22 protein-coding genes are annotated in these 26,048 nt (G+C 49.8%); 15 read left to right on the top strand and 7 right to left on the bottom strand.

All coding sequences use genetic code 11. The features are described 5' to 3' along the window. Nucleotides 1-16: 16 nt before the first annotated feature. Together BMZ54_RS11840 and BMZ54_RS11845 are read right to left on the bottom strand one after the other, a co-directional pair. Nucleotides 17-1,468 carry a RagB/SusD family nutrient uptake outer membrane protein gene (locus BMZ54_RS11840; protein WP_089911066.1) on the bottom strand — a complete coding sequence of 484 codons (1,452 nt, stop codon included), beginning with the start codon at nt 1,466-1,468 and terminating at the stop codon, nt 17-19. Next, the gene (locus tag BMZ54_RS11845) at nt 1,468-4,857 is read right to left on the bottom strand and encodes a SusC/RagA family TonB-linked outer membrane protein (protein WP_089911070.1); all 3,390 of its coding nucleotides are present in this window, start codon (nt 4,855-4,857) and stop codon (nt 1,468-1,470) included. The genes BMZ54_RS11840 and BMZ54_RS11845 overlap by 1 nt, the downstream gene beginning before the upstream one ends. 406 nt (nt 4,858-5,263) lie before the next feature. Here BMZ54_RS11845 and BMZ54_RS11850 point away from each other — a divergent pair, with 406 nt between their 5' ends. Then, nucleotides 5,264-6,874, top strand: coding sequence for a hypothetical protein (locus BMZ54_RS11850; protein WP_089911073.1), 1,611 nt, complete (start codon nt 5,264-5,266; stop codon nt 6,872-6,874). Here the strand turns inward: BMZ54_RS11850 and BMZ54_RS11855 are convergent. Continuing rightward, a complete protein-coding gene (locus BMZ54_RS11855; RefSeq protein WP_089911076.1) occupies nt 6,871-7,128 on the bottom strand; it encodes a hypothetical protein in 258 nt (85 codons plus the stop codon). The genes BMZ54_RS11850 and BMZ54_RS11855 overlap by 4 nt on opposite strands. Nucleotides 7,129-7,266: 138 nt before the next feature. On the opposite strand from BMZ54_RS11855, the gene BMZ54_RS11860 reads away from it, so the two are divergent. From BMZ54_RS11860 to BMZ54_RS11890, 7 genes are all read left to right on the top strand, one after another. Next, nucleotides 7,267-7,950, top strand: coding sequence for a VIT1/CCC1 transporter family protein (locus BMZ54_RS11860; RefSeq protein WP_089911079.1), 684 nt, complete (start codon nt 7,267-7,269; stop codon nt 7,948-7,950). Between the two features lie 51 nt (nt 7,951-8,001). Further along, nucleotides 8,002-8,193, top strand: a complete 192-nt coding sequence (locus BMZ54_RS11865; RefSeq protein WP_143080980.1) for a hypothetical protein — start codon at nt 8,002-8,004, stop codon at nt 8,191-8,193. A gap of 93 nt (nt 8,194-8,286) precedes the next feature. Beyond that, nucleotides 8,287-8,643 (top strand): hypothetical protein, encoded by a 357-nt coding sequence (locus tag BMZ54_RS11870; protein ID WP_089911086.1) that lies wholly within the window; start codon nt 8,287-8,289, stop codon nt 8,641-8,643. 307 nt (nt 8,644-8,950) lie between these two features. After that, nucleotides 8,951-10,306, top strand: coding sequence for a TolC family protein (locus BMZ54_RS11875; protein WP_162277522.1), 1,356 nt, complete (start codon nt 8,951-8,953; stop codon nt 10,304-10,306). 4 nt (nt 10,307-10,310) lie between these two features. Then, complete coding sequence (locus BMZ54_RS11880; protein ID WP_089911092.1) at nt 10,311-13,493, top strand: efflux RND transporter permease subunit; 3,183 nt, start codon at nt 10,311-10,313, stop codon at nt 13,491-13,493. A 14-nt stretch (nt 13,494-13,507) separates the two neighbouring features. Continuing rightward, entirely contained in the window at nt 13,508-14,590 is a 1,083-nt protein-coding gene (locus BMZ54_RS11885; RefSeq protein ID WP_089911094.1) for an efflux RND transporter periplasmic adaptor subunit, read from the top strand. A gap of 215 nt (nt 14,591-14,805) precedes the next feature. Then, entirely contained in the window at nt 14,806-16,383 is a 1,578-nt protein-coding gene (locus BMZ54_RS11890) for a hypothetical protein (RefSeq protein WP_089911097.1), read from the top strand. A 124-nt stretch (nt 16,384-16,507) separates the two neighbouring features. Here BMZ54_RS11890 and BMZ54_RS11895 read toward each other — a convergent pair whose 3' ends face one another. The 4 genes from BMZ54_RS11895 to BMZ54_RS11910 form a co-directional block, all read right to left on the bottom strand. Further along, nucleotides 16,508-17,452, bottom strand: coding sequence for a metallophosphoesterase family protein (locus tag BMZ54_RS11895; RefSeq protein ID WP_089911099.1), 945 nt, complete (start codon nt 17,450-17,452; stop codon nt 16,508-16,510). A gap of 112 nt (nt 17,453-17,564) precedes the next feature. Further along, nucleotides 17,565-18,755: an FAD-dependent monooxygenase gene (locus BMZ54_RS11900; protein WP_089911102.1), complete on the bottom strand. Its 1,191-nt coding sequence runs from the start codon at nt 18,753-18,755 to the stop codon at nt 17,565-17,567. Between the two features lie 80 nt (nt 18,756-18,835). After that, complete coding sequence (locus BMZ54_RS11905; protein ID WP_238386558.1) at nt 18,836-19,681, bottom strand: AraC family transcriptional regulator; 846 nt, start codon at nt 19,679-19,681, stop codon at nt 18,836-18,838. 79 nt (nt 19,682-19,760) lie between these two features. After that, complete coding sequence (locus tag BMZ54_RS11910; RefSeq protein WP_238386559.1) at nt 19,761-20,573, bottom strand: phosphatase PAP2 family protein; 813 nt, start codon at nt 20,571-20,573, stop codon at nt 19,761-19,763. Nucleotides 20,574-20,807: 234 nt separating this feature from the next. On the opposite strand from BMZ54_RS11910, the gene ureA reads away from it, so the two are divergent. The 7 genes from ureA to BMZ54_RS11945 all read left to right on the top strand — a co-directional run bounded on the left by ureA (nt 20,808) and on the right by BMZ54_RS11945 (nt 26,046). Continuing rightward, complete coding sequence (gene ureA / locus BMZ54_RS11915) at nt 20,808-21,110, top strand: urease subunit gamma (RefSeq protein WP_089911112.1); 303 nt, start codon at nt 20,808-20,810, stop codon at nt 21,108-21,110. A gap of 36 nt (nt 21,111-21,146) precedes the next feature. Then, the gene (gene ureB, locus BMZ54_RS11920) at nt 21,147-21,521 is read left to right on the top strand and encodes an urease subunit beta (RefSeq protein WP_089911115.1); all 375 of its coding nucleotides are present in this window, start codon (nt 21,147-21,149) and stop codon (nt 21,519-21,521) included. Next, the gene (gene ureC / locus BMZ54_RS11925; RefSeq protein WP_089911117.1) at nt 21,518-23,239 is read left to right on the top strand and encodes an urease subunit alpha; all 1,722 of its coding nucleotides are present in this window, start codon (nt 21,518-21,520) and stop codon (nt 23,237-23,239) included. Before ureB ends, ureC begins: the two co-directional genes overlap by 4 nt. Nucleotides 23,240-23,287: 48 nt before the next feature. After that, nucleotides 23,288-23,788, top strand: a complete 501-nt coding sequence (gene ureE / locus BMZ54_RS11930) for an urease accessory protein UreE (protein WP_089911948.1) — start codon at nt 23,288-23,290, stop codon at nt 23,786-23,788. A gap of 137 nt (nt 23,789-23,925) precedes the next feature. Further along, entirely contained in the window at nt 23,926-24,606 is a 681-nt protein-coding gene (locus tag BMZ54_RS11935) for an urease accessory protein UreF (RefSeq protein ID WP_089911119.1), read from the top strand. Nucleotides 24,607-24,610: 4 nt separating this feature from the next. Continuing rightward, on the top strand, nt 24,611-25,246 hold the full coding sequence (gene ureG / locus BMZ54_RS11940; RefSeq protein ID WP_162277523.1) for an urease accessory protein UreG: 636 nt from the start codon (nt 24,611-24,613) through the stop codon (nt 25,244-25,246). Beyond that, nucleotides 25,243-26,046 (top strand): urease accessory protein UreD, encoded by an 804-nt coding sequence (locus tag BMZ54_RS11945; protein WP_089911124.1) that lies wholly within the window; start codon nt 25,243-25,245, stop codon nt 26,044-26,046. The genes ureG and BMZ54_RS11945 overlap by 4 nt, the downstream gene beginning before the upstream one ends. Nucleotides 26,047-26,048: the final 2 nt, after the last annotated feature.

Consider the following 26,048-nt stretch of genomic DNA (forward strand, 5'->3'; position numbering starts at 1 on the left):
TTAAGATCATCATATATTATCGCGGATTCAGTTTTAAGCCGGCCAGCTGTGCGGATTGCGGCAATTGAAATACCCGGCGCGGATCGTCCTCACCCAGTACCAGTATATCTCCATCGGTTGTATAATGCGTTACGGGGGCTTTGTAGCGGATCAGGTCCAGCCAGCGCATGCCTTCCTGCACATACTCCGCCCGTTTAAAACCGAACAGCGTGCTGAGGATCCCACTTTGCAGGTTAGTGGTGCCATAGTAGTTCCGGATCTTGGTGGCATTAATAATATGCTGGCTGGCATCGTAACCGGCAATACGTGTGCTGGCATAAGTATTCAGGTCTGCCAGCGCTGCGGTGGTATTGTTCAGGTATGCATTGGCTTCAATGCGGTTAAACAGCACTTCTTCTGTGGTTAGTATAGGCACTACCACATAGCCCACGCCTATATCTGCGTTAATGGAGCTGCGCACAAAATGTTCATTGATCTTGGGCAGCAGGTAATTATCTGTGCCGGAGGTAAACACCTGGAAGTTAAATGCCCAGTTGCCGCCGGTTACATTCCTGCGCAGGATCTCATCCCGCTTGCCGGAGGTAAGGCCGTACCGCACCCTGAAATAATTGCGCGCCCACCAGGAGGGTGTTTCCACCAGCAGCAGGTTGGCCGGCTCTGTGGCGCGTGCGTAGCGGGCATACAGCTCAAGGTAGGTAATGCTGGTATAGATGGTGTTCCAGGGCCGCAGCAGCGCTGTTACATTGCCGGAAAGCACCTGGTTGGCATGTTCCAGCACCTTGGTATAATCTTTCTTAAATAAATAAAAACGTGCGGCAAATGCGTGTGCGGCAGCGGTAGTGAAGTGATAGCGGGGCACGGCATAGCGGGTATCGTTCAGCAAGGGAATACCGGCAATAATGTCCTTCTCTATCATGTCGTACACATAGCTTACGGTTTTGCGCTCATACTGTTTCATCACTATATTTTCCGGCACTGTTACATACGGAATGCCGGGGTCTGATGCGGAAGTATTTGCATCATACACTTTTGAAAAAACATTCACCAGCATAAAATGTGCGTAGGCGCGTGCCAGTAAGGCCTCGCCTTTTTCAGCGCTGTAGGCCGACTTATTGGTTGCCTTTTCACATACTTCCAGCGCCTGGTTAGCGGCGGCTATGGCGGCATAACAGGCATCCCAGTAATACTCCGGCGAGTCCTGCTGATCATCCCGCACATCCCGGAAAAAATAAGGATCCACATTGGTATTTTCCAGGACCCCGGCGCCTTTATCATCCACATTATCGGACATGGATTCAAAGAACGACATATAGTTAGCCTGCGGGTAAGCAGTGCCCAGCAGCTGGGCTACCTGCTCCGGTGAGTTCAGCTCCGCGCGGTTATCCGGCGGTTTTTCCAGGTACTTTTTACAGCTTGTGCCCATGCACAGCACTAACAGCAACGTATATATGAATAATTTCTTCTGCATCAGATACTAACTTTAAGTGAAAGCGTGAATTGCTTTTGAATAGGCTGCGCTACGCCGCCGGAATTAAAAAATTCAGGGTCCTGGCCCTTGAGCTTACTGTCGGAGTAAATGAGCCAGGGATTAATAGCAGCGCCGGTTACAGAAATGTTGTTAAAGTGCATTTTCCGTAACAACTGCGGTGGCAGCACATAGGTGAGGGATACGGTTTTTAACCGCAAAAAATCGCCTTTGGCCACCCGCTCTGTAGAGTAGTTGTAATTGTTGTAGGGATGCGCTCCACTTAGGGTAGATTGTTCAAAGAGGCCCAGTATGGAAGGCACATTGGTCTTAAGCTCATCGCCCGGCATTACCCAGCGGTCCTGGAATTCTTTGGGCATGGCGTCGAGGTCAGAATAGCTGGTTTTAAAAGCAGGGTACAGGCGGATCTTATTGCCGGCCTGGTAGGTAAGGAATATATTGAGGGAAAAGGCTTTGTAGTGGAAGGTGTTGGAAAAGCCGCCCGTGTACATGGGATCTACGGGGCCTTCATATACCAGGTAATTTGTGTTCTGGTCCTGCAGGTACACGGCCTGCGCGGTTTTGCCTGTTTCATCGGTGAACTGCGGCACGCCCGTTTCATGATCCAGTCCTTTGTAGCGGATGGAGAACAAGCTGCGCACCGGGTAGCCCTGCTTGTTACCGCCTTCGGCTACTACCAGTGAAAAAATGTCGGGCAGGTTCCTGGCATCCGTAATCTTGTTATAATTATATCCAAAAGTGAGGTTGGCGCTCCAGCCCCAGTCTTTTTTACTGATCAGTTTTCCGCCTATCAGCACATCGGTGCCATAGGAATCCATGTCGGCATAATTGGCTGCCTTCAAAGGCTCACCGCCAATGCCGGAGGTTTTAATGATGCTGATGAGGTCAAAACTTTTACGCTGGTATACATCCACGCTAAAGTTCATGCGGCTGTTAAACAGGCTGGCATCTATGCCTGCGTTGGCGGTGTATAGCTTTTCCCAGGTGAGGTCTGCATTTTCCAGGTTGGCCAGCTGTATCACGGATTCTACTTCTGTTAAATAAGGCCGGCTGGTATTGATGTTACGCAGCACAATGCTGGAGTTGGTGGCAGGCCCCATGCTGGCGGTTAAGCCATAGCTGCCGCGCAGGGTCAGGTAATCCACCCATTTTACATTTTCCATAAAGGGCTCCCGGTCTATGTTCCAGGCGCCGCCTACGCTCCAGGTGGGCAGCCAGCGCGCGCGGGTGGATTTTCCCAGGCGGTTGGAACCATCGTAACGCGCGGTGGCGGTCAAATTATATTTAGAGCGGTAGGAGTAGGTGCCGGTACCGTAGAAGGCTACAAAGCGGTCGTAATCCTTGCTCATGCCGTAATAAGGGAAATTGGTCTCTATGGTTTGTTTCAGGATACGGTAGTCATACAGCGGGGTGCCGCCATTATTATACTGGTAGCCATAACCGGTGTTGGAAAAGTTTTGCCGGTCGGCAGATTTTACCTGCATACCACCCAGCAGGTTCAGCGCATGCTGGTCGTTAAACGTATGGTTGTAGTTTAAACCGTTACGGAAATCGTAGCTCACCAGCTGATCTTCCGTACGGTTGTAAAAACCACCGTAAGGCAGCACCACTACCGGTTCTGCTTCAGGGTTGTCCGGGTCGCGGTAGAGGAATTTATTATTCTGCCGGATGGTGGAGTTGCCGGCTGCGCGGTAGGCCTGCGCCATGTTTGCATTCTCCGTGATCTGGTGCTCGCGGGTTGACTTTACATACCGTAACGCACCTACGAACTCATAACGTAAGCCGGGTGTTATCTGGTAGGAGAGATCGCCCTGGAGGCGCAGATCGATCACGTTTATATCCAGGTAATTATTCTGCAGCTCGTTGAGGATGTTAAAGGGTGCAAAGTTGCGGCGGAAGTATTCCGGCTTTCCCTTTTCATCATAGGCCGTTAAGGTACGGCTGGTGTTCAGCGCGTAGCTGAAGGGGTTAATGTCAAAATCACGGTCGTACTGGCCTTCTACCGGGTTGCTGTTACGGGCCAGGGCGCCGGGGGCTTTCTGCTGGCGTACAGAGGCCAGGGTGGAAAAGCCTACGGATAAGCGGTCGTTGAACTTATAGTTGTTGCGGAAGTTAAGCGTGTAGCGGTGCACGTGGTCGGCCACGGTCCAGCCATTATCGCCGTAGTAGCTGGTGGAAAAGTATGACTGTGACCTGTCTGTACCAAAAGAAATGCTCAGCGAATGCTCCTGCATAAAGTTTTGTTTGAACAGCAGTCCAAACCAGTCTGTATTGGCGCGGGCATAACGTTTTAAGAATTCAGCCTTAGCTTCCGGAGTGTTCTGCAAAGGGAAATTCCCGTTAGGATCAGCATTCATCAGCTCATACATTTTACCATACACGCCATTATCTGCTTTATCCAGTATGCTGGGGTACAGGATGCCTTTGCGGTCCAGCTCTGCCAGTACAGACATTTGCTGGCCGGAGTTCATGATGTTGTAATTGCTGTAGCTGGGTTTCAGCTGGGTGCTGTAGTTGCCCGTATAGGTAACTACGGGCTTGCCTGCACGCCCTTTTTTAGTGGTGATCACAATTACCCCGTTCATGGCGCGTGCGCCGTACAGGGCGGCTGCGGAAGCGTCTTTTAAGATATCAAAGCTTTCGATGTCGTTGGCGTTCAAACCTGCTACTGCGGAGCCTAAGAGGGTGGTAGGGTCGCCGCTGGAGAGCTGTTCGTTGGAGATGTTCACAATATCTTCCAGCACCACCCCATCTACTACCCACAGGGGTTTGTTATCCCCGTTAATGGAGGTAGCGCCGCGTATGCGAACTTTGGGCGCTGCGCCAAAGGTGCCGGATACGTTCTGTACTGATACGCCGGCGGCGCGGCCTTCCAGCATGCGGCTTACATCCACCATACCGTCTATCTTCACATCTTCTGCCTTCAGGGAAACAGCGGAACCGGCAAATTTTCTTTTGTCTACATTCTGGTAACCGGTAATGATCACTTCCGACAAATTACCTTCCAGGGATACCAGGCTTATATACAGGCGTTGCCCGGTAAATACCCGTACCTGGGAAGCCTTGCCTACAAAGGAAATGCGCAGGGAGTCGCCCCGGCGGGCATCCAGCATAAATTCACCGTTTGCATTGGTCTGGGTGCCTCTGCGGGTAACCAGGTTTTCGACCGTAGCACCGGGCAGCGCTACGTGCTCTTTTGCATCGGTAACCGTACCACTGGCTTTTGTGGCTGGGAGGGTGTCCTGGAAAGCTGCCACAGGGCCTGCATACGCATGGGCGGTAGGTAACAGGGGCAGTAAACAGAATACCAGGAACAGGATCCGGAACCATTTCACCGGGTGGAAATGACAATAGCTGTCCGTTAAAATCATAAACGATCTTTGATTTTGGTTCTAATACTTGGTGTAGCGGTCTACGATAAAAAAAATCGCATCACAGGGTAGGAGTTAAGCTCTGGTAAACATCTTTTGTAATAAGCCCGGAATATTGGTTGATAGCGCCTTTCAGTGAACTTGTTATAGGTGCAAAAATGATCCTGGTATAGATGTATTTACTGAGGACCCCCTCTCACAGATTATATCACAGATTAAATATTACGTATGTTCATTCACGTTTTATCGTGCTTTCGAAAAACCCTTGTTAATTCTCTCTTTCTAAGTTAACAAATTATTTGAACAAGTTTGATCAGTATTTTTTGGGAAAGCAGTTGCCAGGATACTTCTATAAATTATTAATTTTTAATATATTTGATGCTGGTAATTCATTAAAGTAATGAGAATGATGCTGCGAACTGTTCGCCTGTTTATCCTGTGTGGGTTTTGTTTTTATGGTAGCGCGCTCAAAGCGCAGGTTCCCAAAGTTACCCTGAGCGCCGCTTTCCCGGAACCGGAAGCTGATGGCTGGGATAAGGTAGTACTGCTGCCGAATGGTAATACCTGTTACCTGCATTTTGATAAAAGCAAGGGTATTCAAAGCTCTTTATATAATGCCGCCCGCGAGCTCACCGTATCAGACGTGATCACGGGCCGGCAGTGGGATACGCGAGATATGAACGATACCGAAATTGACGGGGTGTATGCCATTAACGGGCAGGTAGTGATCTTTTTGCAACAGCTCATTAAATATAAGCCCACCCTGTTTCGTATAGTTATAGACGGTACCAGCGGCCATTTGCAGCAGGAAGATAAGATAGGGGAGCTGCCTACGGTGCTGCACCGCGAAGCATTTGCCCTGAACAACCTGGCCTCCCACGACTTTTACGTGGCCAAAGACCCTGCCAGCGGGTATTATGCCGTGGCTTTCTTTGCCGGCGGTGAGCTGCAGCGTAAAGAAAATGCAAAGGAGCGCATACAGGTAATGCATTTTAGCCCGGAGCACCAGCTGGTGAACCAGGCCTGGTACAGCCTGCCGGATAGCAGCGCGCTGCCCTACTACAGCTACCTGGACATGGCGGTGCAGGGTAAGGAAAGCGTATACCTGTGCACGGTAGGTTTTAATACCAAACGCAATGGCCTGCAGGCCCAGTCGCAGGTAATAGTATCCGTATTAAAAGCCGGGCAAACGGAGTTTCAGCACCAGCCCCTGGCTTACACCGCCAATTTTGGAAATGCCTATGCCAGCCTGCAATGGGTGGCGGCTACCCAACGCCTGCAATTATTGCTGGTAGCGGCGGCAGATGCGAAGGCCAAACCGGACGAGCGTGGGTGCTACCTCAATTACCTGGATAATAACGGGCAGCTGCTGCAGCAAAATGCATTGCCCCTGGATAAATTAGCCAGCTACAACGGCTTACCGCAAATGCTGACCGTACAGCCGGATGGCAGCGCCATTGTGCAGCTGGAACAAATGCTGCAATTTACCCAGGGTAAGAACGTGTACAATATGCAGCACACCAACCTGGGAGATATTGGCATTTGCAGCATCAGCGCAGGCGGGCAGGCCGACAGTGGCTATGTGATCCCTAAAATGCAGGTAGCCAACGGCGCTTTTGAACCCTTATACCTGCAACGTCAGCACCGCGGTACCTGGATGTTCCGCAACCGTGTAGCCGCGCTGAATACCACACCGTACCTTTCTTTTGATCATATTCGTACCAACCACGGCGATTATACGCTGTTCAATGATTACCTGCAGGCGCTGGACCGCGGCGGCACCTTTGAGGCTAGGAAGCCGCTGCGCTACCTTACGGAAGCCAATACTATCTGCTACCGCTACCAGAAAGGCCAGGCAGAACGTTTGTTCCTTTTTGGCAATCCGCAAACAGATAAAGCGTACTATTGCATGCTGGGTGCAGCAGACCGTAATGTGCAGGAGAATAGTTATGCCACCATCCTGGTAACCCGTACGGGCGATGACCGGAAGGCCTGCATAGCGTGGATCAGTTTTTAATTGCTGGAGAAAGTTTCTTCAATGGTTTGCTGTAAAGCTGTTTTCCGGTGCCGGCCGGAAACAGGCTGCTGATGGCGGGTGCTTTTTAAGGTTAAATGCAGCCGGGTAACCTGTTTTTGCCGCGGGCGCTTATGGGCAGACATCGTTCCCTGTTCCGGCGAAAATAAATAGTAGATCAGCATTACCGACAGCACAATGGCCTTGCTCACCAGGTAAAGTATGAGGATAGATATGATAGGCTCTTGGTGGAACATTTGCTTGCTATTTATGGGAATTACGTGGATATAGTCAGTGCACTGGTTTTTCACATTCTACAAAGGCCGCAATAACGTATCTAATATACAGATTTTAATATAATTTTCAGGTAGATTTTGTCTTTCTCAAATTTTTCTATGCACCAGGAACAGCATCTGCAAAGCTCTGATTTTATTACTGATGTGGTTATTGGCATGGCCGATGGGCTAACCGTGCCTTTTGCACTGGCAGCGGGCATCAGCAGCGCAGTAAGCAGCAACAGCATTGTAGTAACCGCGGGAATAGCGGAAATAATTGCCGGGGCTATTGCCATGGGCCTGGGCGGTTACCTGGCCGGCAAAACGGAGTGGGACCACTATTACGCGGAGCTGAAACGGGAATATTATGAGGTGGAGCACATGGCTGAGCAGGAAAAGAAAGAGATCCGCGCCATATTTGCCGGTTATGGTATAAGTGAGGATACGCAGCACCGTATAGCGGACGAGCTGGCCATGGATAAGGATAAATGGGTGTCTTTTATGATGCAGTATGAGCTGGGCCTGCAGGAGCCCAACCCGGCCCGGGCGCGCACCAGCGCCATTACCATTGGCCTGTCCTACATTGTGGGCGGGTTAATTCCCCTGTCGCCCTATTTTTTCACAACAGTTCCCACGGACGGGTTTAAAATATCGGCCGTGGTTACCCTCATCTGCCTGTTCGTGTTCGGTTATTTCAAAAGCAAAGCTACCGGGCAGCCCTTGCTGGCAGGGGCTTTAAAGGTAATGTGCATTGGCGCCGTGGCAGCAGCTGCCGCCTACCTGGTGGCCCGCTGGCTCTCATAACGGCAGCATTTTTGCAGCCGGTTGTGTAGAGCAAAATGCATTGTTATGACCATGAAAAAAACAACCGGGGCCAAACGGGCCATTAAACAGGAAAAGCGCGCTGCTGCCGCCACCCCCGTAAATAAGAAGGCGCCCAAAAAAGAATTTAACGACGATAAGAATAACGAGCTGGAAGGCTATGATGAAAATGAATACGACGCCAAGGACAAGGCCGATGCAAAGCGTAAAAGCGGCGGTAAATAGCTTTCCGCTTCTTAAAATTACCTTAAAAAGGGCGGACTTATTCCCTACTTGTACGTTCCTGCAATATCTTAGCAGTTGATAAAACAGCAAGTATTGAAACGTTTAGTACAGTTATTCCTTGCCTGCTTCTTTTTCCTGTCACAACAGGGGATGGACGTGTACCCGCACCAGCAGGCCGTTTCAGATGCTGCTGCTTATATTACCCACACGCCTGCGCAATTTCCTGTCCGCGCAGCTGCCAGCACCCATCACCATTTATCATCAAAGCCGGAGTATTTTAAACGCCGCCCGGTTGGGTTAAATGACGGGCATGATCATGCACCGGTTGCCTACAGCTACCAGGTGCGCCCACAGTTTGTATACATTCATACCTGTTACCACCGTTACGCACAAACGTTTATTACGGTCGCCATTGACCTCAGCGACTGGCGGGGGCCGCCCATGGTGTGATTTCCAAGAATGTAAGATGTAAAATTTCAAATGCTGAATGTAAAAGTTGAATGCTGCGGTTAACCGCCTCCGCCTTTTACAAGTATGTCGTTCATAAAGTCTTTTAAATGGTCTCTATGAACCTCCTTCGCCGGTTTATCCCGTTCATAAAGTCTTTAAACAGTCTCTATGAACCTCCTTCGCCGGGTTAAGATTTTACATTTATCATCTACATTTTACATTCCTCCACTCTTCTTTTTTCACTAAAACAGACTTTTTAATGATTTGCTATTGCAGAAAAGCAGTAGGCATTGCCGTGTGCATAATTATGCTGGCAATACCCGCCGCTGTATGTGCCCAACAGCCGCAAGGCTATACGCTGGGACAATTAACGGATGCTGCCACGCATCACCTGCCTGCCATTTTACAAAAGCAGGCGCTGGTAAACGGCGCAAGGGCTAATGTTACAGATGCCCGGCATACCGCTTTGCCTTCACTTAAGATCCAGGACGAGGTAACCATGGCCACCGCCAACAGCGCTACTGGCACTTATTTACCCATGGGAGCAATGATCTCCACCTCCGGCGCTATCCGCGCTGATAATATTTCACAGCCGGCTACCGGCAATATTGGTATGCTATACGGGGAGTATGAGCTCATCAACTTTGGCCTGCGCAAAGCGCGGGTAACCAATGCCGAAGTGAATGAACAGCTAACGGAAACAGACCTTTCCAAAGATATATACCTCCTGAAGCTGCAGGTAGGCAAGCTGTATTTTACCATGCTGCGTAACCTGTACCAGCTGGGGGTGGATGAGCAGAACATTAACCGCTACAAAGCGGTGTACAACGTAATACAGGCTATTGCCAAAGCAGGCATACGGGCGGGGGTAGATTCTTCCCTGGCCCTGGCAGAGCTGTCGCGCGCGCAGATCAGCTATGACCGCAAGAGGGGAGACATCATGCAATTGCAGCAGCAAATGGCCTTTCTCACCGGCATACCCGACAGCATCCGGATAGATACTTCATCGAAACGGTACGACGTGGCGTTAAGCCCCGCAGCCTGGAGCAATACGCCGGATACGCAAAACCCGCTGGTAGCTTATTTCCGCAAACAACGGGAGCTGTATGAGGCTACCAATAACCTGATCAAAAAAAGCTACCTGCCAAAGATCTTACTGGCAGGCGGCTTATGGGGCCGGGGCAGCAGTATTGATTATGCCAATGCCGACAATTACAAGTCAATGGGTACCGGCCTGGGTTACCAGCGTTTCAACTATGGAGTAGGCCTTGCATTTACCTACAACATTGTTGACCTGGTGCACCGGAAAGATAAGCTGGCTGTGAATAACTATAACATACAGGCCAGCAATTACGGGCTGGAACAGCAAAAGCAAGCCTTAAATACGGCCCTGCACCAGGCGCAAACCGCCATTCAAACCGCAGAGGCCAACCTGCAAAACCTGCCCGTGCAGCTGCAGGCAGCCACAGATGCGTATGAACAAAAAGTAGCGCAGTACCGCGCCGGCATTATTAACCTGGTAGATCTTACCAATGCCTCTTTTGTATTGTACCGCGCGCAAACAGATTATGTGGAAGTGCTGAACGACTGGCTGCAGGCCAATCTTGACAAAGCAGCAGCCACCGGCAACCTGGATCTGTTCATTCAATCAATTAAAAATTAAGATTATGGTAAGGGCTGCTTTAAAAAGACCCATTACGGTGCTGGTGCTGTTTATAGGCTTGCTGCTGTTTTCTGTGGTGGCCATCCGCAGCATTCCCATCGATATTTTTCCCAAGCTCAATTTACCCACCATTTATGTGATAGAGCAGTACGGCGGTATGTCGCCCAAACAAATGGAAGGTTTTTTTGCCACCCGCATGCAGGATCAGTTCCTGTATGTGAATGGTATTAAGAATATTGAAAGTAAGAACACGCAGGGCCTTTCCCTCATTAAGCTTACTTTTTATGAAAAAACAGATATGGCGGAAGCCTCTGCGCAGGTAGCGCTGCAGGTGAACCGCACCATGGCGTTCTTTCCGCCCGGTGCATTGCCGCCGCAGGTAGTGCGTTTTGATGCTTCTTCATTACCCGTAGGGGAGCTGGTATTCAGCAGCAAAACCCGGTCGCTGAAAGAAATGTTTGACCTGGTGCTAACCCGCATACGCCCGCTGTTTGCCACCGTGCCCGGCCTCTCCGCCTCACCGCCTTTTGGCTCCAATGCGCGGACGGTAGTGATAAACGTAGACCCGCAAAAGCTGCGCACCTATAACCTTTCGCCGGATGAGGTAGTGGGCGCTATTGCAAAGAACAATACCATTACCCCTTCCGGTAACCTGCGGGTGGGCAACACTATGTATGTAACCTCCATTAATTCCCTGGAAGAAAAGGTGCAGCATTTTGAGGACATTCCCATTACCACCAGCGGCGTTACCTCTGTGTTTGTGCGGAATATTGCCCGCGTATCAGATGCAGCGGATATTACGGTGGATTATGCGCTGGTGAACGGCAAACGCTCTGTGTACATACCCGTGGTAAAAACGGCTGATGCCTCTACCTGGGAAGTGGTGCAGGCGCTGAAAGCCAAGATGACGGAAATGAAAAGCCTGTTGCCGGATGATGTGAACATCAGCTATGAATTTGACCAGTCGGTATTTGTAATGAACTCCGCCAAAAGCCTGATGACGGAAGGTTTGCTGGGCGCGCTGCTCACGGGGTTAATGGTGCTGCTGTTCCTGCGCGACTGGCGAAGCAGTTTAGTCGTGATCGTTACCATACCGGTAGCTATTTTAAGCGCGGTGTTCTTCCTGAACCTCTGTGGGCAAACCATTAACATCATGACGCTGAGCGGGCTGGCATTAGCTATTGGTATACTGGTAGACCAGGCCACGGTAACCATTGAAAATATACACCAGCACCTGGAAATGGGTAAGAATAAGCGGCAGGCCATCCTAGATGCCTGTTCGGAAATATCGTTCCCATTGCTGCTGATATTGTTGTGTATACTGGCCGTGTTTGCGCCGGCTTTTATTATGAGCGGGGTGCCGCGGGCCATGTTCCTGCCGCTGTCATTATCCATTGCGTTTGCCATGATCGTATCGTTCATTGCTGCGCAAACACTGGTGCCGGTGATAGCTAACTGGCTGTTGAAAGCAGATATGTTCCAGCATGCACACGCCGGGCTGGCATTGAATGATCAGGAGATTGATGAAGTAGAAGAACACCGCGAACATCCCCAGAACGAAGGTTTCTTTAACCGTATTAAAACCAGGCTAGGCAACCGTTTGGAGAAATGGATGCCCTACCGTAAGCTGATCGTAATCATTTACCTGGTACTGGCATTGGGTGCAGCGGGATTTTGTTTTGTGATAATAGGGAAGGACCTGCTGCCAAAATCCAACGTAGGGCAGCTGCAGCTGCGTGTACGCGAGCCCGATGGTACGCGCCTGGAAGTAACGGAGCGCACGGTAAAAGGTATCCTGGATGTTATCGATTCCACGGTGCATAACAACGTGGCCATCAGCTCTGCCTACGTAGGCCTGGTGCCCAGTAATTTCGGCACCAGTAACCTGTACATTTTTACCAGTGGCACGCATGAAGCCGTAATACAGGTGAACCTGGATGAAGATTACAAAGTAAAGATGGATGAGCTGAAGGATGAATTACGGCAGAACATTCTGCACAATTACCCGGAGGTAAAGCTTTCTTTTGAGCCTATTGAATTAACGGAAAAGATCATGGCGCAGGGCGCCTCTACACCCATAGAGGTAAGGGTAGCCGGGAAAAATTATACTGATATTATCAGCTACGCCACGCGCCTGGTGCAAAAGCTGGACGAGGTAAGCTACCTGCGCGATGTGCAGATAGCGCAGCCGCAGCATTTTAAGAACATTAACATCCGTATTGACCGGCAAAAGCTGGCACAGATGGGGCTTACCATTGATAATGTATCCAAAAGCATTACAGATGCCACTTCCTCCAGCCGTTACACCAATAAGAACTTGTGGCTGGATGAACATAGCTCGTACACCTACCAAACGCAGGTGCAGGTACCGGAATATATGATGAACTCCTTAGCGCAAATGAGCGCTGTTCCGCTGGTGCCGGGCGCTATGCGGCCCGTGCTGTCAGATGTGGCGTCGCTTACGGTAGATACTATTCCTGGTGAGTACGACCGCTCCGGTCCCCGCCGCTTTGTAACCGTAAGCGCCAATGTATATAAAAAAGACCTGGGTACTGCTACAGCCGCAGTGCAAAAAGCCCTTAATGACCTGGGTGAAAAACCGACCGGCCTGATAGCAGAAGTGCAGGGCATGTCGTCCTTACTAACGGAAACACTCAGCTCCCTGCAAAACGGGCTGCTGGCGGCTATTGTAGTGATCTTGCTGCTACTGGCAGCCAATTACCAGTCGTTCGGTTTATCCGTTACCGTACTGGCTACGGTGCCGGCTGTATTATTAGGATCGCTGCTGTTATTACTGGCCACCGGCGCCACGCTGAACCTGCAATCATATATGGGCATCATTATGTCTACCGGCGTATCAGTAGCCAATGCCATCCTGATCGTAACCAATGCAGAGGCCTTGCGGCTGGAATATAAAGATCCGTTCAAAGCGGCCATTGTGAGCGCCAGCATTCGCCTGCGCCCCATTCTGATGACCAGCCTTGCCATGATAGCAGGTATGATACCTATGGCCAGCGGTCTGGGTGAATCCGGTGATCAGTCGGCCCCGCTGGGAAGGGCCGTGATAGGCGGTTTGGCGGCATCTACTTTTGCGGCGTTGTTCATTGTGCCGCTGGTGTATGGCTGGGTGCAGCAAAAAACATCCTTTAATTCCGTATCCCTTTTACCTGAAGATTCCAATCATTAAATCCGTATAACATCATGAAACAATATATCATCCTCATCACATTGGCAGGCGGCTTGTATGCCTGTAGTTCCGGCGCGGCTACTGAAAAAAAGAAGGCGGTCAAAAACGCAGCCGCACATTATGAAATAGCGCCGGTTAAAAAAGAAGGCGTATCAGAATCCATTAAGCTGCCCGCGCAGCTTACCGCCTACCAGGAAGTAAGCATTTTTCCCAAGGTAAATGGTTATGTACAGGCCGTGCTGGTGGACATTGGCGCCAAAGTACATAAGGGCCAGCTGTTAATGACGTTGCAGGATCCTGAGCTGGAACAAACCAGCGTGCAGGCCCGTGAAAAATATGCACGCGCCCAGGCGGATTATACTATCAGCAAAGAAAATTACAGCCGCCTGCTGGAAGCCTCTCAAACCAAAGGCGCTATTTCACCTATGGACCTGGCATCTGCCAAAGCAAAAATGCAGGCCGACAGCTCCCTGTGCAACGCCGAAAAGGCCAGCTGGGACATGGAGAAAGCTATTCTGAGCTATTTGCAGGTAACGGCGCCTTTTGATGGCGTGATCACGGAAAGAAACGTGCACCCGGGCGCGTTAGTAAGCGCTGCCGGCAGGGAGCAAAAGCCCATGCTGGAGCTGAAGCAGGTAGACAAATTACGCTTGCAGGTGGATGTACCGGAGCATATTGCCTACTCACTGAAGGACAAAACCCGTATGGATTTTTACCTGAGCGCTTTCCCGGGTAAAAAAATGTCGGCAGAGATTGCCAGAAAGTCGGCCAACATTAACATTGCTTACCGTATGGAAAGGGTAGAAATGGATATTCCTAATAAGAACGGTGAGCTGAACCCCGGTATGTATGCAGATGTGATCCTGGATGCGGGCAGTAGCCCGGATGCCTTTGCTGTCCCTCGCTCTGCCGTAGTCACCTCCACAGAAAGAAAATATGTGATCCTGGTGCGGGATGGCAAAGCACTGAAGGTAGATGTGATCACCGGCAATACCAGCGATGATAAAATAGAAATCTTCGGCGATTTTCATAACGATGATAAGGTAATAGTAAATGCCAATGATGAGATAAAAGAGGGGCAGGTGATTAATAAATGATTAATAAAAGATTAATGGGCAACTAATTTATCACTAATTGAGCAAATGCACGCGCAGCAAGGGTTTTGTTGAAAAAAAAATCTTGCTGCGCGTGCTGTTTTCAGCCGCAGGTACCTGAAATTTCTCTACATTAGCACTATCCTATAGCCATGCTTTATTCGTAACCCAACTAAAAATTCCACGCATCAATTACTTAACCTTAATCTTTAGAAAAAATGAAAACCTTACAACATTCAGGTCTGCTGTTATTTATGATCCTGGTATCCGGCTGCGTTAAAAATGCGCTGGAAAAAACGCCTGCAGACAATATTAAAACAGCAAAACAAAGCGCACAGGCAGCATCGCCGGTAGGGGATGTGGTAGGCAAGGTCACTGTGGGCTACCAGGGCTGGTTCTCTGCTGCCGGCGATGGTTCGCCGGTGAACAGCTGGGGCCATACCAATCTTGAAATGTGGCCCGATACCCGGGAATACACCAGTACTTATTCAGGCACACCTTTTTCACAGGGCGGGGTAGCGCAGCCCGGTTATACCGGTAACCTGGGCAACGGGCAGCCTGCAAGAATGTTCTCTTCCTACGATCAGTCAACCGTGAATGTGCATTTCCGCTGGATGCAGGAGAACGGGATCGACTGTGCCGCGCTGCAACGTTTTGCCAATGAAATTACGCCCGGCAGCACCATTAAAGCCCAGCGCGATGGTATGGCTACCCGTGTAAGGAATGCTTCGGAAACCTACGGCCGTAAGTTTTACATTATGTACGATGTGTCCGGCTGGGGCAACCTTGCAGCCGTAAAAACCGACTGGACCAACACCATTGCCGGTACGCTCAACCTGCTGTCATCGCCTGCGTATGCGCACCAGAATGGCAAGCCGGTAGTATCTGTATATGGGTTGGGATATGCCAGCCACCCATCCAGCGTAGCAGAAGCGCTGGACCTTATTAATTTCTTTAAAGCGCAGGGCTGTTATGTGATTGGTTCCGTACCCGGCCAGTGGCGTACCGGCACCGGCGATTCCAAAGCTGGATTTACGGATGCATACAAGGCCTTTAATATGATCTCCGGCTGGGCCGTAGGCCGTGCGGTGGATGGTAACTACAATGCATGGGTAACCGGCGACCGTGATTTCTGTAACGCAAATAATATGGATTACCAGCCCTGCGCTTATCCCGGTACTGCGTTTTACAACACCAATGGCAGCGCATCACCTAAAAACCAGTTTCCACGTAATCATGGCAACTTCCTTTGGGCACAGTTTGCCACCTTCCGCAATGCAGGCGTGCAAAGTGTGTACATTGCCATGTTTGACGAGCTGAATGAAGCTACCTCCATTTTTAAAGTAGCGGAAGATGCCTCTATGATCCCGGCCGGCAAGTATTTCCTTACGCTGGATGCTGATGGGGTGCATGTATCTTCTGATTTTTATTTGCGCCTGGTAAATGATGGCGGTAAAATGCTGAAAGGGTTAATACCGTACACTACCACTGTGCCTACGCCTTTTGTTGTGGGAAATAGTGGCGGCAGTGGCGTAACTTTTTACCAGGATAGTAATTATGGCGGCGCTGCGGGCCAGGCGCTGCCTGCAGGTAATTACACATTAGCACAGTTAGCCGCCCTGGGCGTGCCTAATGACTGGGCCTCTTCTGTACGTGTGCCTGCCGGCCGCACAGTTATTATGTATGGGGATGATAATTTCTCCGGCCCTTCCTGGACGTTAACGGCGGATACGCCTGACTTTACCACACTTAGTGGTAATGCAAATGATAAAGTATCATCTGTAAGGGTACAGTAATAACGGTAATGGCTATAGGGTTTTAATTAAGAATGAATAATTAATAATTAATAGAATGCCGCGAATAAGGTCCGAGATCAGACTTCGCGGCATTCCTTTTAATTTTTACTTTTTTACTTTTAACTTATACTTTCCATCCGTACGGGATGTATTCATTATCAAAAGTACCGTCGTCATATAAATTCACCATGGCATAACCATTCTCTGTGTGGGAACGCACGCCTTTCCACCAGTTGCCGCTGCAGGCGCCGTTGCTGATGTAGGTTACATTGTTATACTGTATTTGCTCATACAGGTGTATGTGCCCGCTCATGCATACTTTCACGTTCGGATGTTTATCAAACAGCTCTATCAGGCGCGGTGCATCGGCATGCATAGTGCCTTGCCCCAGCACATAACCCTGCCCGGGCTTGAATTTATTATCTGTTACTACGGCAGCAGCAGATACAATAGGTACGTGCGAGAAGATGATGATGGGCTTAGTGGTATTGGCTTCCAGGTCCTGCTGAAGCCAGGCATACTGTTCTTCATCCAGGAAGCAGGTATACCAGGTACCATCCGGCAGGGTTTGAATGCTGTCCAGCACAATGAAATGCCAGCCGGCTTTATCAAAGCTGCGGTACGGCTTTGGCAGGTGCATCATTTCCAGCGCATATTTTTTACCATACAGCGCATCGCTGGTTTGCCCCGCGCCCCAGCAATCGTGGTTGCCAATGCAGTATTCAATGGGCAGGCTGTTATCGCTTTTCATTAATCCGTGCCACAGGTTCCATTGTGTTTCCACGCGGTCCTTAGGCTGTTTCAGCGCATCCATGATACAGTCGCCTGTATTCATAATAAAAGAAGGCTGTTCCTTTTGTGATTGTATGTGGTGTAAGCAGGCCGCTAAGCCTTTAGGGGCATTCATTTCAGGTTCCAGGTGCACATCTGTAAGGTGGGCAAAACGTAATACGCGTTTGCGGGCAGCCTTGGAAGGGGCGGCAGCAGCAGCACGTAATAAACCGGCGCCGGGCAGGCCGCCTAATACAGCGCCCAGTCCAAGGCCTTTTATAAGGGAACGACGATCCATAACAGTTACTTTTTAGGTGTAAGACTATAGGACCGCAAACTTATTGGGTAGGGAGTAGAAATGCCAGCGGTGGCGCAGGCTTAATGAAAAATTAATAATGAAGAATTAATAATTAATAGGGAGGGAGCTCAGGGGAGCGATAGTTTTTGAGCGTAATGGGTATCACTGCCAGTCCGAAGTCCGGTACACTATCCTGGTCTGTAAAACTGCCAAATGTTGGTTGTTCTTCAGCGCCTGAATCATACGCAAGTTTTTGATTGTTGCTGACGTATTCCCGTAATTCATTTTCATAACTATTTAGCCCTGTCCGCAGATCATGCCTATGAGCGGCTAATTCTCCCGCCAGGAAATAAGCGCCCACCATTGCGATCGTGGTTCCCTGCCCGGTTGCAGGAGATACGCTGTAGCCTGCATCTCCAACCAGCACAACCCGCTCTTTAGACCAGCTATCCATAATAATTTGATTCATAGAATCAAAGTAAAAGTCAGGCGAGTCCAGCATATATTCCTTTATTTTCCGGATCTCCGTTCCAACATCAGGAACCCGTCCGGCGAGCAGCTGCTTCTGCGCAGTAACATCCCTGTAGTCGTAGTCCAATGGCTGATCGGTGCTGAATCCCAGATACGTCCTTGCTTCGCTATCTTTTTCCTTCACTATGCAGGCTGCAACAGGAACACCTTCGTGTTGAAAAAATACTTCCCAATGGTCCAGGTCCAGGAAATTCGGCATTGTGAATGTTGCAACATAGTGGCCAAGGTAACGCATGAACTGCTCATCAGCGCCAAAGACAATTCTTCGCACATTTGAACGTAATCCGTCTGCACCAATAACAAGGTCAAAACGTTGAGGGGCTGCATTAACAAACGTTACATCAACACCTGTTCCATCCTGATCGAGTGATACGATTGTATCATTAAAAATATATGTTACCTGATCGCCAACCGCCTGAAAAAGAACATGGCATAGATCGTCACGCAATATTTCAACATCAGGGCTATCCAGTTTACCACCGGTCATAGTACGCCCGGTGTTGCTAAACATCTCCTTTCCTGATGAAGCATCCACTACGGACATCCCTTTCAGCTTTGTACTGTTGTTACGGATAGCTTCTAATATGCCCATCCGTGCAGCCACTTCTAAAGCAGGACCCCGTACATCTAGCGCCTGCCCTCCGGGGCGTATATGTGGTGCACGTTCAACAACGGTAACCCTGAAACCGTGTTTTGTAAGCCAGTAGGCAGTACTGAGCCCTGCGATGCTTGCACCCGAAACGAGCACATTTATTACTGTTAATGATCCCATTTTTTATACGTGTTTCTTGTTCGTGCAAAGCAACATCGTATAGCGGAGGGGAGCAATAACAATACAAAGTAAGTATTGGACTAATCAGCGTTTTTATTCCGGAAGGTCAATGGGGTCATTCCTGCAACTTTGGTGAACAGCCGTGAAAAATAAGCGTGATCATCATATCCCAATTCATATGCAATCTCTTTTACAGATCTGCCGGAATAATAGAGCAGGCGTTTTGCTTCTAAAATAATGCGCTGTTGTATATGATGTGAAACTGGATGGCCTGTTATGTTCCTGACACATTCGTTCAGGTAAGGAGTAGAGATGTTCAGCTTTTTAGCATACGCTGCCGGGCGTTTAACAATCATAAAATCATCTTCCAATGCTGATCTGAAGGCTTTGGCGATAATCTCATGCCGGGAAAATTTATTCGTTGATCTGGCTTGTCCTAAATATTGTGAGGCCACCAATGCTACCAGTGTATTGCAGCTGTCTTTCAGTAAAGAATGATATAGTTTTTCCTGTTTTCTTTCCGAGAACTTCAGGCATAAGGATACGGTTTCGGAGATAAGGAAAAACGTTTCTTTCTTTAATGATAAAGGTTTTGCAGGTGCAATGTCTTCCAGCAGCTTAAGATATTCAGGATGCAGGTTTTCATTATTAATGGTCCAGAAGCTGACGGTTACATTTTCAAAAGCTATTATCCGGTGTACCTGGCTGGGGTGAATATAGATAACAGACGATGGTTTTATTTGGTGCTTTTGAAAATCGATCTCAATGGAAATGGTTCCCTCTTCCTGGAAGAAGAATAAATGATAGTCGTCCCGGTGTGATTGTTTTGCTACTCCGAAAGTGCGTAGTTCTGCTTCCTCAAAAGTGTGCAGATCCTTCACCGATACTTTTCCAATGGTTATACCTGCCCCGAATTCGTCAGCCATAGGATTTACAGGAATGGGCCTTGCCTTTTTACGCATTGTTTTCAATTCACTGCGTAAAGATAACTTTTCCCACTAACAGTTAGTTCCTTGCAACTACCAGTGAAAGGCCGGTACTACGCCAGGTAGGATCATAGTAGGGCAGCATCAGCATGCGGTTGCGCGTAGCATGCGGGTGCAGGAGGCGGTTCACATGCGGGTACAGCACATAGGCCGCCTGTGTGCTCAGGATGCCAATGCCTGCGCCGGCCACTACATCGCTGAACCAGTGCCGGTTATTATACATGCGCAGCGCACCGGTAGTGGCCGCAGCAGCATAACCGGCAAAGCCATACCATGGGCTCACATCCTTATACTCCATGCGCATAAATTCTGCGGCGGCAAAAGCAGTAGCGGTATGCCCGCTGGGAAACGACAGGTAGTTGCTGCCATCCGGCCTTTGCTCACGAGTAGCCTTTTTCAAAAAACGGGTGCTGCCGGCCATAATAGCGCAGGAAATACCGTAGATGATAGAGCGGTCCCGGAAATTATGCGCGCCCTTAATGCCAACAGCATTCAGCGTATATACTGCCAATGCAGGTGCCCATTGCAGGTGATTATCTATGGTAGTGGTATAATCCGCATGCTCCTGGATCTCAGCCTTGGTGCTGCGGTTAAGCTCTTTCAGCGGATGCGCGGTCAATGCAGCAAATCCATAAGCCACCATACCAGCGGCAACCGACATTCTGAGCCGGGGCGCATGATAGGAAACATCCGGGTTGAGCTTAAGCTGCGAAAAATGATAATGAACAGTTGTAGGTTGTGCAGTATCGGGCCTTGCGGTTAGTGATTGCGCCTGTCCCCGGAGGGCGCTTACACATAAACATGCCGCTACTGCCAGGCAATGTAACTTCATAGTGTATATGCTGAACAAATATGGAATGTTATTTTGTAGACATTCTGTATTGTCCTCTTGTTTACGTTGTAGGTTTCTTTATTTATGTTGTAGGTTTCTGTTTCGCAATATAAACGTTCGCGGCTAATGCTAAATAGCATGTAAGGGTTATTTCTTTACCCAGTATTGGTAAACCTGGGTTACCAACTCAAAAAAAAATATTGTACTTTTCTGTTTCTAAACTAAGATCTGTTTATGCATTTAACAGCAAGAGAAACGGAGAAGCTGCTGCTGCACGTAGCCGGCGAGCTGGCAGAAAAGCGTAAGGCCAGGGGATTAAAGCTCAATTATCCGGAAGCCATTGCCCTCATCAGCAGCCGCCTGCAGGAAGCTGCCCGTGATGGCCGCAGCGTGGCGGACCTCATGCAGTTTGGGGCCACCATCCTTACCCGTGCGGATGTAATGGAGGGCATTCCCGAAATGATCCATGAGATCCAGATCGAAGCTACTTTCCCGGATGGCACCAAGCTGGTAACGGTGCACCATCCCATCCGCTAGTATACCGGCCTTTTAACCATCTAAACAAAACCAACCATGATCCCCGGAGAATATTTCCTGAAAAAAGAGAACATTATTGCCAACAAGGGACGCCGCACCATAATATTAAGAGTGGTGAACACCGGCGACCGCCCGGTACAGATAGGCTCCCACTGTCATTTTTTTGAGGTGAACCGGCAAATGGCCTTTGACCGGCAGGCTGCTTTTGGCATGCGGTTAAATGTACCCTCCGGCAATGCCGTACGTTTTGAGCCCGGCGAAGTAAAAGAGGTAGAGCTGGTAGAGCTGGGCGGAGCCAAACGGGTAATCGGCATCAATAACCTGGCACAGGGTATTACCACCGATGCTGCCGTGAAACAACAAGCCCTGGAAAAAGCGCAACAACAACACTTTAAAAACCAATTGCCGTGAGCCTGAATATAGACAAGCACAAATACGTTAGCATGTACGGGCCTACCACCGGCGACCGCGTGCGTTTGGCAGATACAGACCTGATCATAGAAATAGAAAAAGATTACCTGCAGCATGGCGATGAGGGGAAGTTCGGCGGCGGCAAAAGCATCCGCGACGGTATGGCGCAATCCGCCACTGCCCTGCGTGCAGAAGGGGTGCTGGATTTTGTGATCACCAACGTGATCATCATTGACCACTGGGGCATTGTAAAAGCAGATATTGGCATTAAGGACGGCCGCATTGTGGGGATTGGCCAGGCAGGTAACCCCGATACCATGGATGGGGTAACGCCCAACATGATCATTGGCGCCTCCACCGAAGTGCATAACGGCAGCAACCTGATTGCCACCGCAGGCGGTATTGATACGCATATACATTTTATTTGCCCGCAGCTAGTAGATCATGCGCTGTTCAGCGGTATTACTACTATGATCGGCGGCGGCACCGGCCCTGCTGACGGTACCAGCGCCACTACGGTTACACCGGGTAAATGGAATATACAACGCATGCTGCAGGCCGCAGAAGCTTATCCCATGAACCTGGGATTTTTTGGCAAGGGCAACTGCGCTACCACCGCTCCTTTGGAAGAACAGGTGGAAGCAGGCGCTTTGGGACTAAAGATCCATGAAGACTGGGGCGCTACACCCGCGGTAATAGATGCTTCCCTGAAAGTAGCGGATAAGCTGGATGTGCAGATAGCCATACATACCGATACGCTGAATGAAGCCGGCTTCCTGGAAGATACCATGAATGCTATTAACGGCCGCGTGATCCACACCTTCCATACAGAAGGAGCCGGGGGCGGGCATGCGCCGGATATTATCCGGGCAGCCTCTTTCCCGAATGTGTTACCGGCATCAACCAATCCTACCCGGCCTTACACGGTAAATACGATTGATGAGCACCTGGATATGCTGATGGTTTGCCATCACCTGGATAAACGGGTACCGGAAGATGTGGCTTTTGCCGATTCCCGCATACGGCCGGAAACCATTGCTGCAGAAGACATTCTGCATGATATGGGTGTGTTCAGCATCATGAGCTCTGACTCCCAGGCCATGGGGCGTGTAGGCGAAGTAGTTATCCGCACCTGGCAAACCGCTGATAAAATGAAAAAGCAACGTGGCGCTTTACCGGAAGATGGTGGAACAGAAAACGATAACTTCCGCGTAAAACGTTACGTAGCCAAATACACCATTAACCCGGCCATTGCACATGGTATTGCGGAGCATGTAGGCTCCATAGAACCCGGCAAGCTGGCCGACCTGGTGTTGTGGAGGCCTGCGCTGTTCGGCGCCAAGCCGGAAATGATCATCAAAGGCGGTATGATAGCTGCCAGCAGAATGGGTGATCCCAATGCATCTATTCCCACGCCGCAACCGGTTATTTACCGGCATATGTTTGGCGCACACGGCAAGGCGCTGCTGCATACCAGCGTAACATTTGTATCTAAAATTTCTTTGCAGAAGAACATTGCGCAGGAATATGGTTTGCAAAAACCTTTACTGGCAGTAAGCGGCTGCCGCAGCATTTCAAAAAAAGACCTGATCCATAATGATCAAACGCCGGATATAACCGTAAACCCGGAAACATATGAAGTAAAGGTTGATGGGGTGAAGATCACCTGCGAACCTTTGAAGGAGCTGGCTTTGGCGCAACGATATTTCCTGTTTTAAATGTAAACGTGTGCCACAGCTTTGAGGTGTGGCGCACATACCGTGTATATGATCATCGAAGACGTAATCGGCAATATAGGCACCTTATCAATCGGCTCCCGCCAAACGGACCTGCTACAGCTGCAGTGGTACGAAACCACCCGCCGTATACAGCGCCGGCAAACCGTAAGCGGCCGTGAGATAGCTCTGCGCCTGTTAAAACAGGGCCAGCGCCTGCAGCAGGGTGATGTGGTTTGGATGGACGATACCACCGCTGTAGTAGTGGATATACTGCCTTGTAAGGTAATAGTAGTAACACCGGCCTCCATGCTGGAAATGGGTACCATTTGTTACGAGATCGGCAACAAACACTTGCCCGTTTTTATCCAGGATAATGAAGTGCTGATACCCATGGAGGAGCCGCTGTACCGCTGGCTGGAAAGCGCCGGTTACAAGCCGCTAAAGGCTACCCGCAAGCTAACCAACATGCTGCGCTCCAACGTAACACCGCATAGCCATGGTGGGAGCGGGGAGACGTTGTTTCAGAAGATTATGAACCTCACGAAGTGAGAATTACGAATTATTTAATTACGAATTACGAATGGGTTGTGTTTTGTTGATAGACATTATTTATTGTAATTGATAATTCGTAATTAACTCATGCTTCGCTGCATTAAATTCGTAATTCGTAATTAAATAATTCGTAATTGAACCTTCTCTCACTCCTCCACCTTTCCGATCCAACGCTGCCAATAGGCGGCTACACTCATTCCAATGGGCTGGAAACCTATGTGCAGGAGGGTTTGGTGTGTAATGCAGCTACTGCTGAGGAGTATATCCGCAGCATGCTGCAATATAACCTGCGGTATAACGATGCTGCCTTTGCCAGCCTGGCTTATGACGCAGCCATGCAGCAGGACTTTAACGCATTATTACAGCTGGATGAAGAATGCACTGCCTTAAAGCTGCCCCGTGAAATACGGCAGGCCAGCCAGAAGCTGGGTGTTCGTTTAATAAAGATCTTTAGCCGGCAGCAGGCCTTTCCGTTTATGCAGCAGTATGAACAGGCTATGCAGCAGGGCACTGCCACCGGGCATTACTGCCTGGTATTTGGCGTATATGCCTGCCTGTTACAGATCCCTAAGCCGGATACCTTGCAGGCGTTTTATTATAATGCCGTAGCGGGTTTGGTTACCAACAGCGTAAAACTGGTACCTCTGGGGCAGCTGGACGGGCAGGATATTTTGCACCGCCTGCAGCCGCTGATGCAGGAGCTGGCCACCGCTACGCTAACGCCCGACCGTAAATGGCTGGGCTGCTGTAACCCGGGTTTTGACATCCGCTGTATGCAGCATGAAAGATTATATTCAAGATTATATATGTCGTAGAAATATGAGCAGAACATACGTGAAAATAGGCATTGCAGGCCCGGTAGGATCGGGTAAGACCGCCCTCATTGAAAGGCTGTCGCGCAATATGCTGCACCAATATGACCTGGGTGTAATTACCAATGATATTTATACCAAAGAGGATGCAGAGTTTTTAACTAAGAACAGCTTACTGCCTGCGGAGCGTATTATAGGCGTGGAAACCGGTGGCTGCCCGCATACTGCCATCCGCGAAGATGCCAGCATGAACCTGGAAGCAGTGGATGAAATGGCCGCACGTTTTCCTGGCATACAGCTGATCTTTATTGAAAGCGGGGGCGATAACCTCTCCGCCACTTTCAGCCCCGACCTGGCAGATGTTACCATTTTTGTGATTGACGTAGCAGAAGGGGATAAGATCCCCCGCAAAGGCGGCCCGGGTATTACCCGCTCCGACCTGCTGGTGATCAATAAAATAGACCTGGCCCCTTACGTGGGCGCCAGCCTGGAAGTAATGGAGCGCGATGCCCGCCTGATGCGCAAAGGCCAGCCTTTTGTATTCACTGACCTCATGAAAGGCACCGGCCTGGATGCAGTGATCAGCTGGATTAAAAAATATGCGCTGCTGGAAGAAGTGGCTGAACCGGCCCTGCAAAGATGATCAGTGAGCTGCGCATAGTAACCGGTTACCGCACCGGCATTACATTCCTGCAGGAAGGATACTATACCCGTCCCTTTAAGCTGGCGGATATTGGCGCGTACCGGGCCGATAAGGCCCTGTGCCTGATGCTGATGACCGCATCGCCGGGCATGCTGGATGGAGACGATTACCGTATATCGGTTACCGTTAGCAAGCACACACGCCTGCAGCTGCAAACGCAGGCCTACCAGCGTTTGTACAGCATGCAGCAGGGCGCTAAACAGCATATGAATGTGCAGGTGCAGGAAGGCGCTACATTCAGCTATGTGCCGCACCCCATAGTGCCGCATAAGGATGCCAGCTTTGAAGGATATAACCGCATTGAGCTGGCAGAAAATTGCCGCCTGGTTTGGGGCGAGATCCTGACCTGCGGCCGTAAGCTGAACGGGGAAGCCTTTCAGTTTAAACAGTTTCACAATGTAACGGAGCTGTTTTACCGGGGCAAGCTGGTGTTAAAAGATAACCTGCTGATACAACCTGAACGTATAAACGTAATGGCGCCCGGGCAAATGGAAGGGTATACCCATCAGGCTACGCTGATCTATGCAGATACCCGCACCGGTGCTGCGCCGGTAGCCGACCGTTTGCTGGAAATACTGTCGCCGGAAAAAGACATCGCCTACGGCGTGTCACAAACCGCCGGCCCCGCCCTGGTGCTGCGTGTGCTGGGGCATGGCGCAGAACAGCTGTTCAACTGCCTGCGGAAAATAGAAGACCTGTTATGGAAGGAAGAAATTGTGGAAGCGCAATATAAACTATGATT

The sequence above is a fragment of the Chitinophaga rupis genome, assembly GCF_900109685.1.
In the GTDB taxonomy this organism is placed as follows: Bacteria; Bacteroidota; Bacteroidia; order Chitinophagales; family Chitinophagaceae; genus Chitinophaga; species Chitinophaga rupis.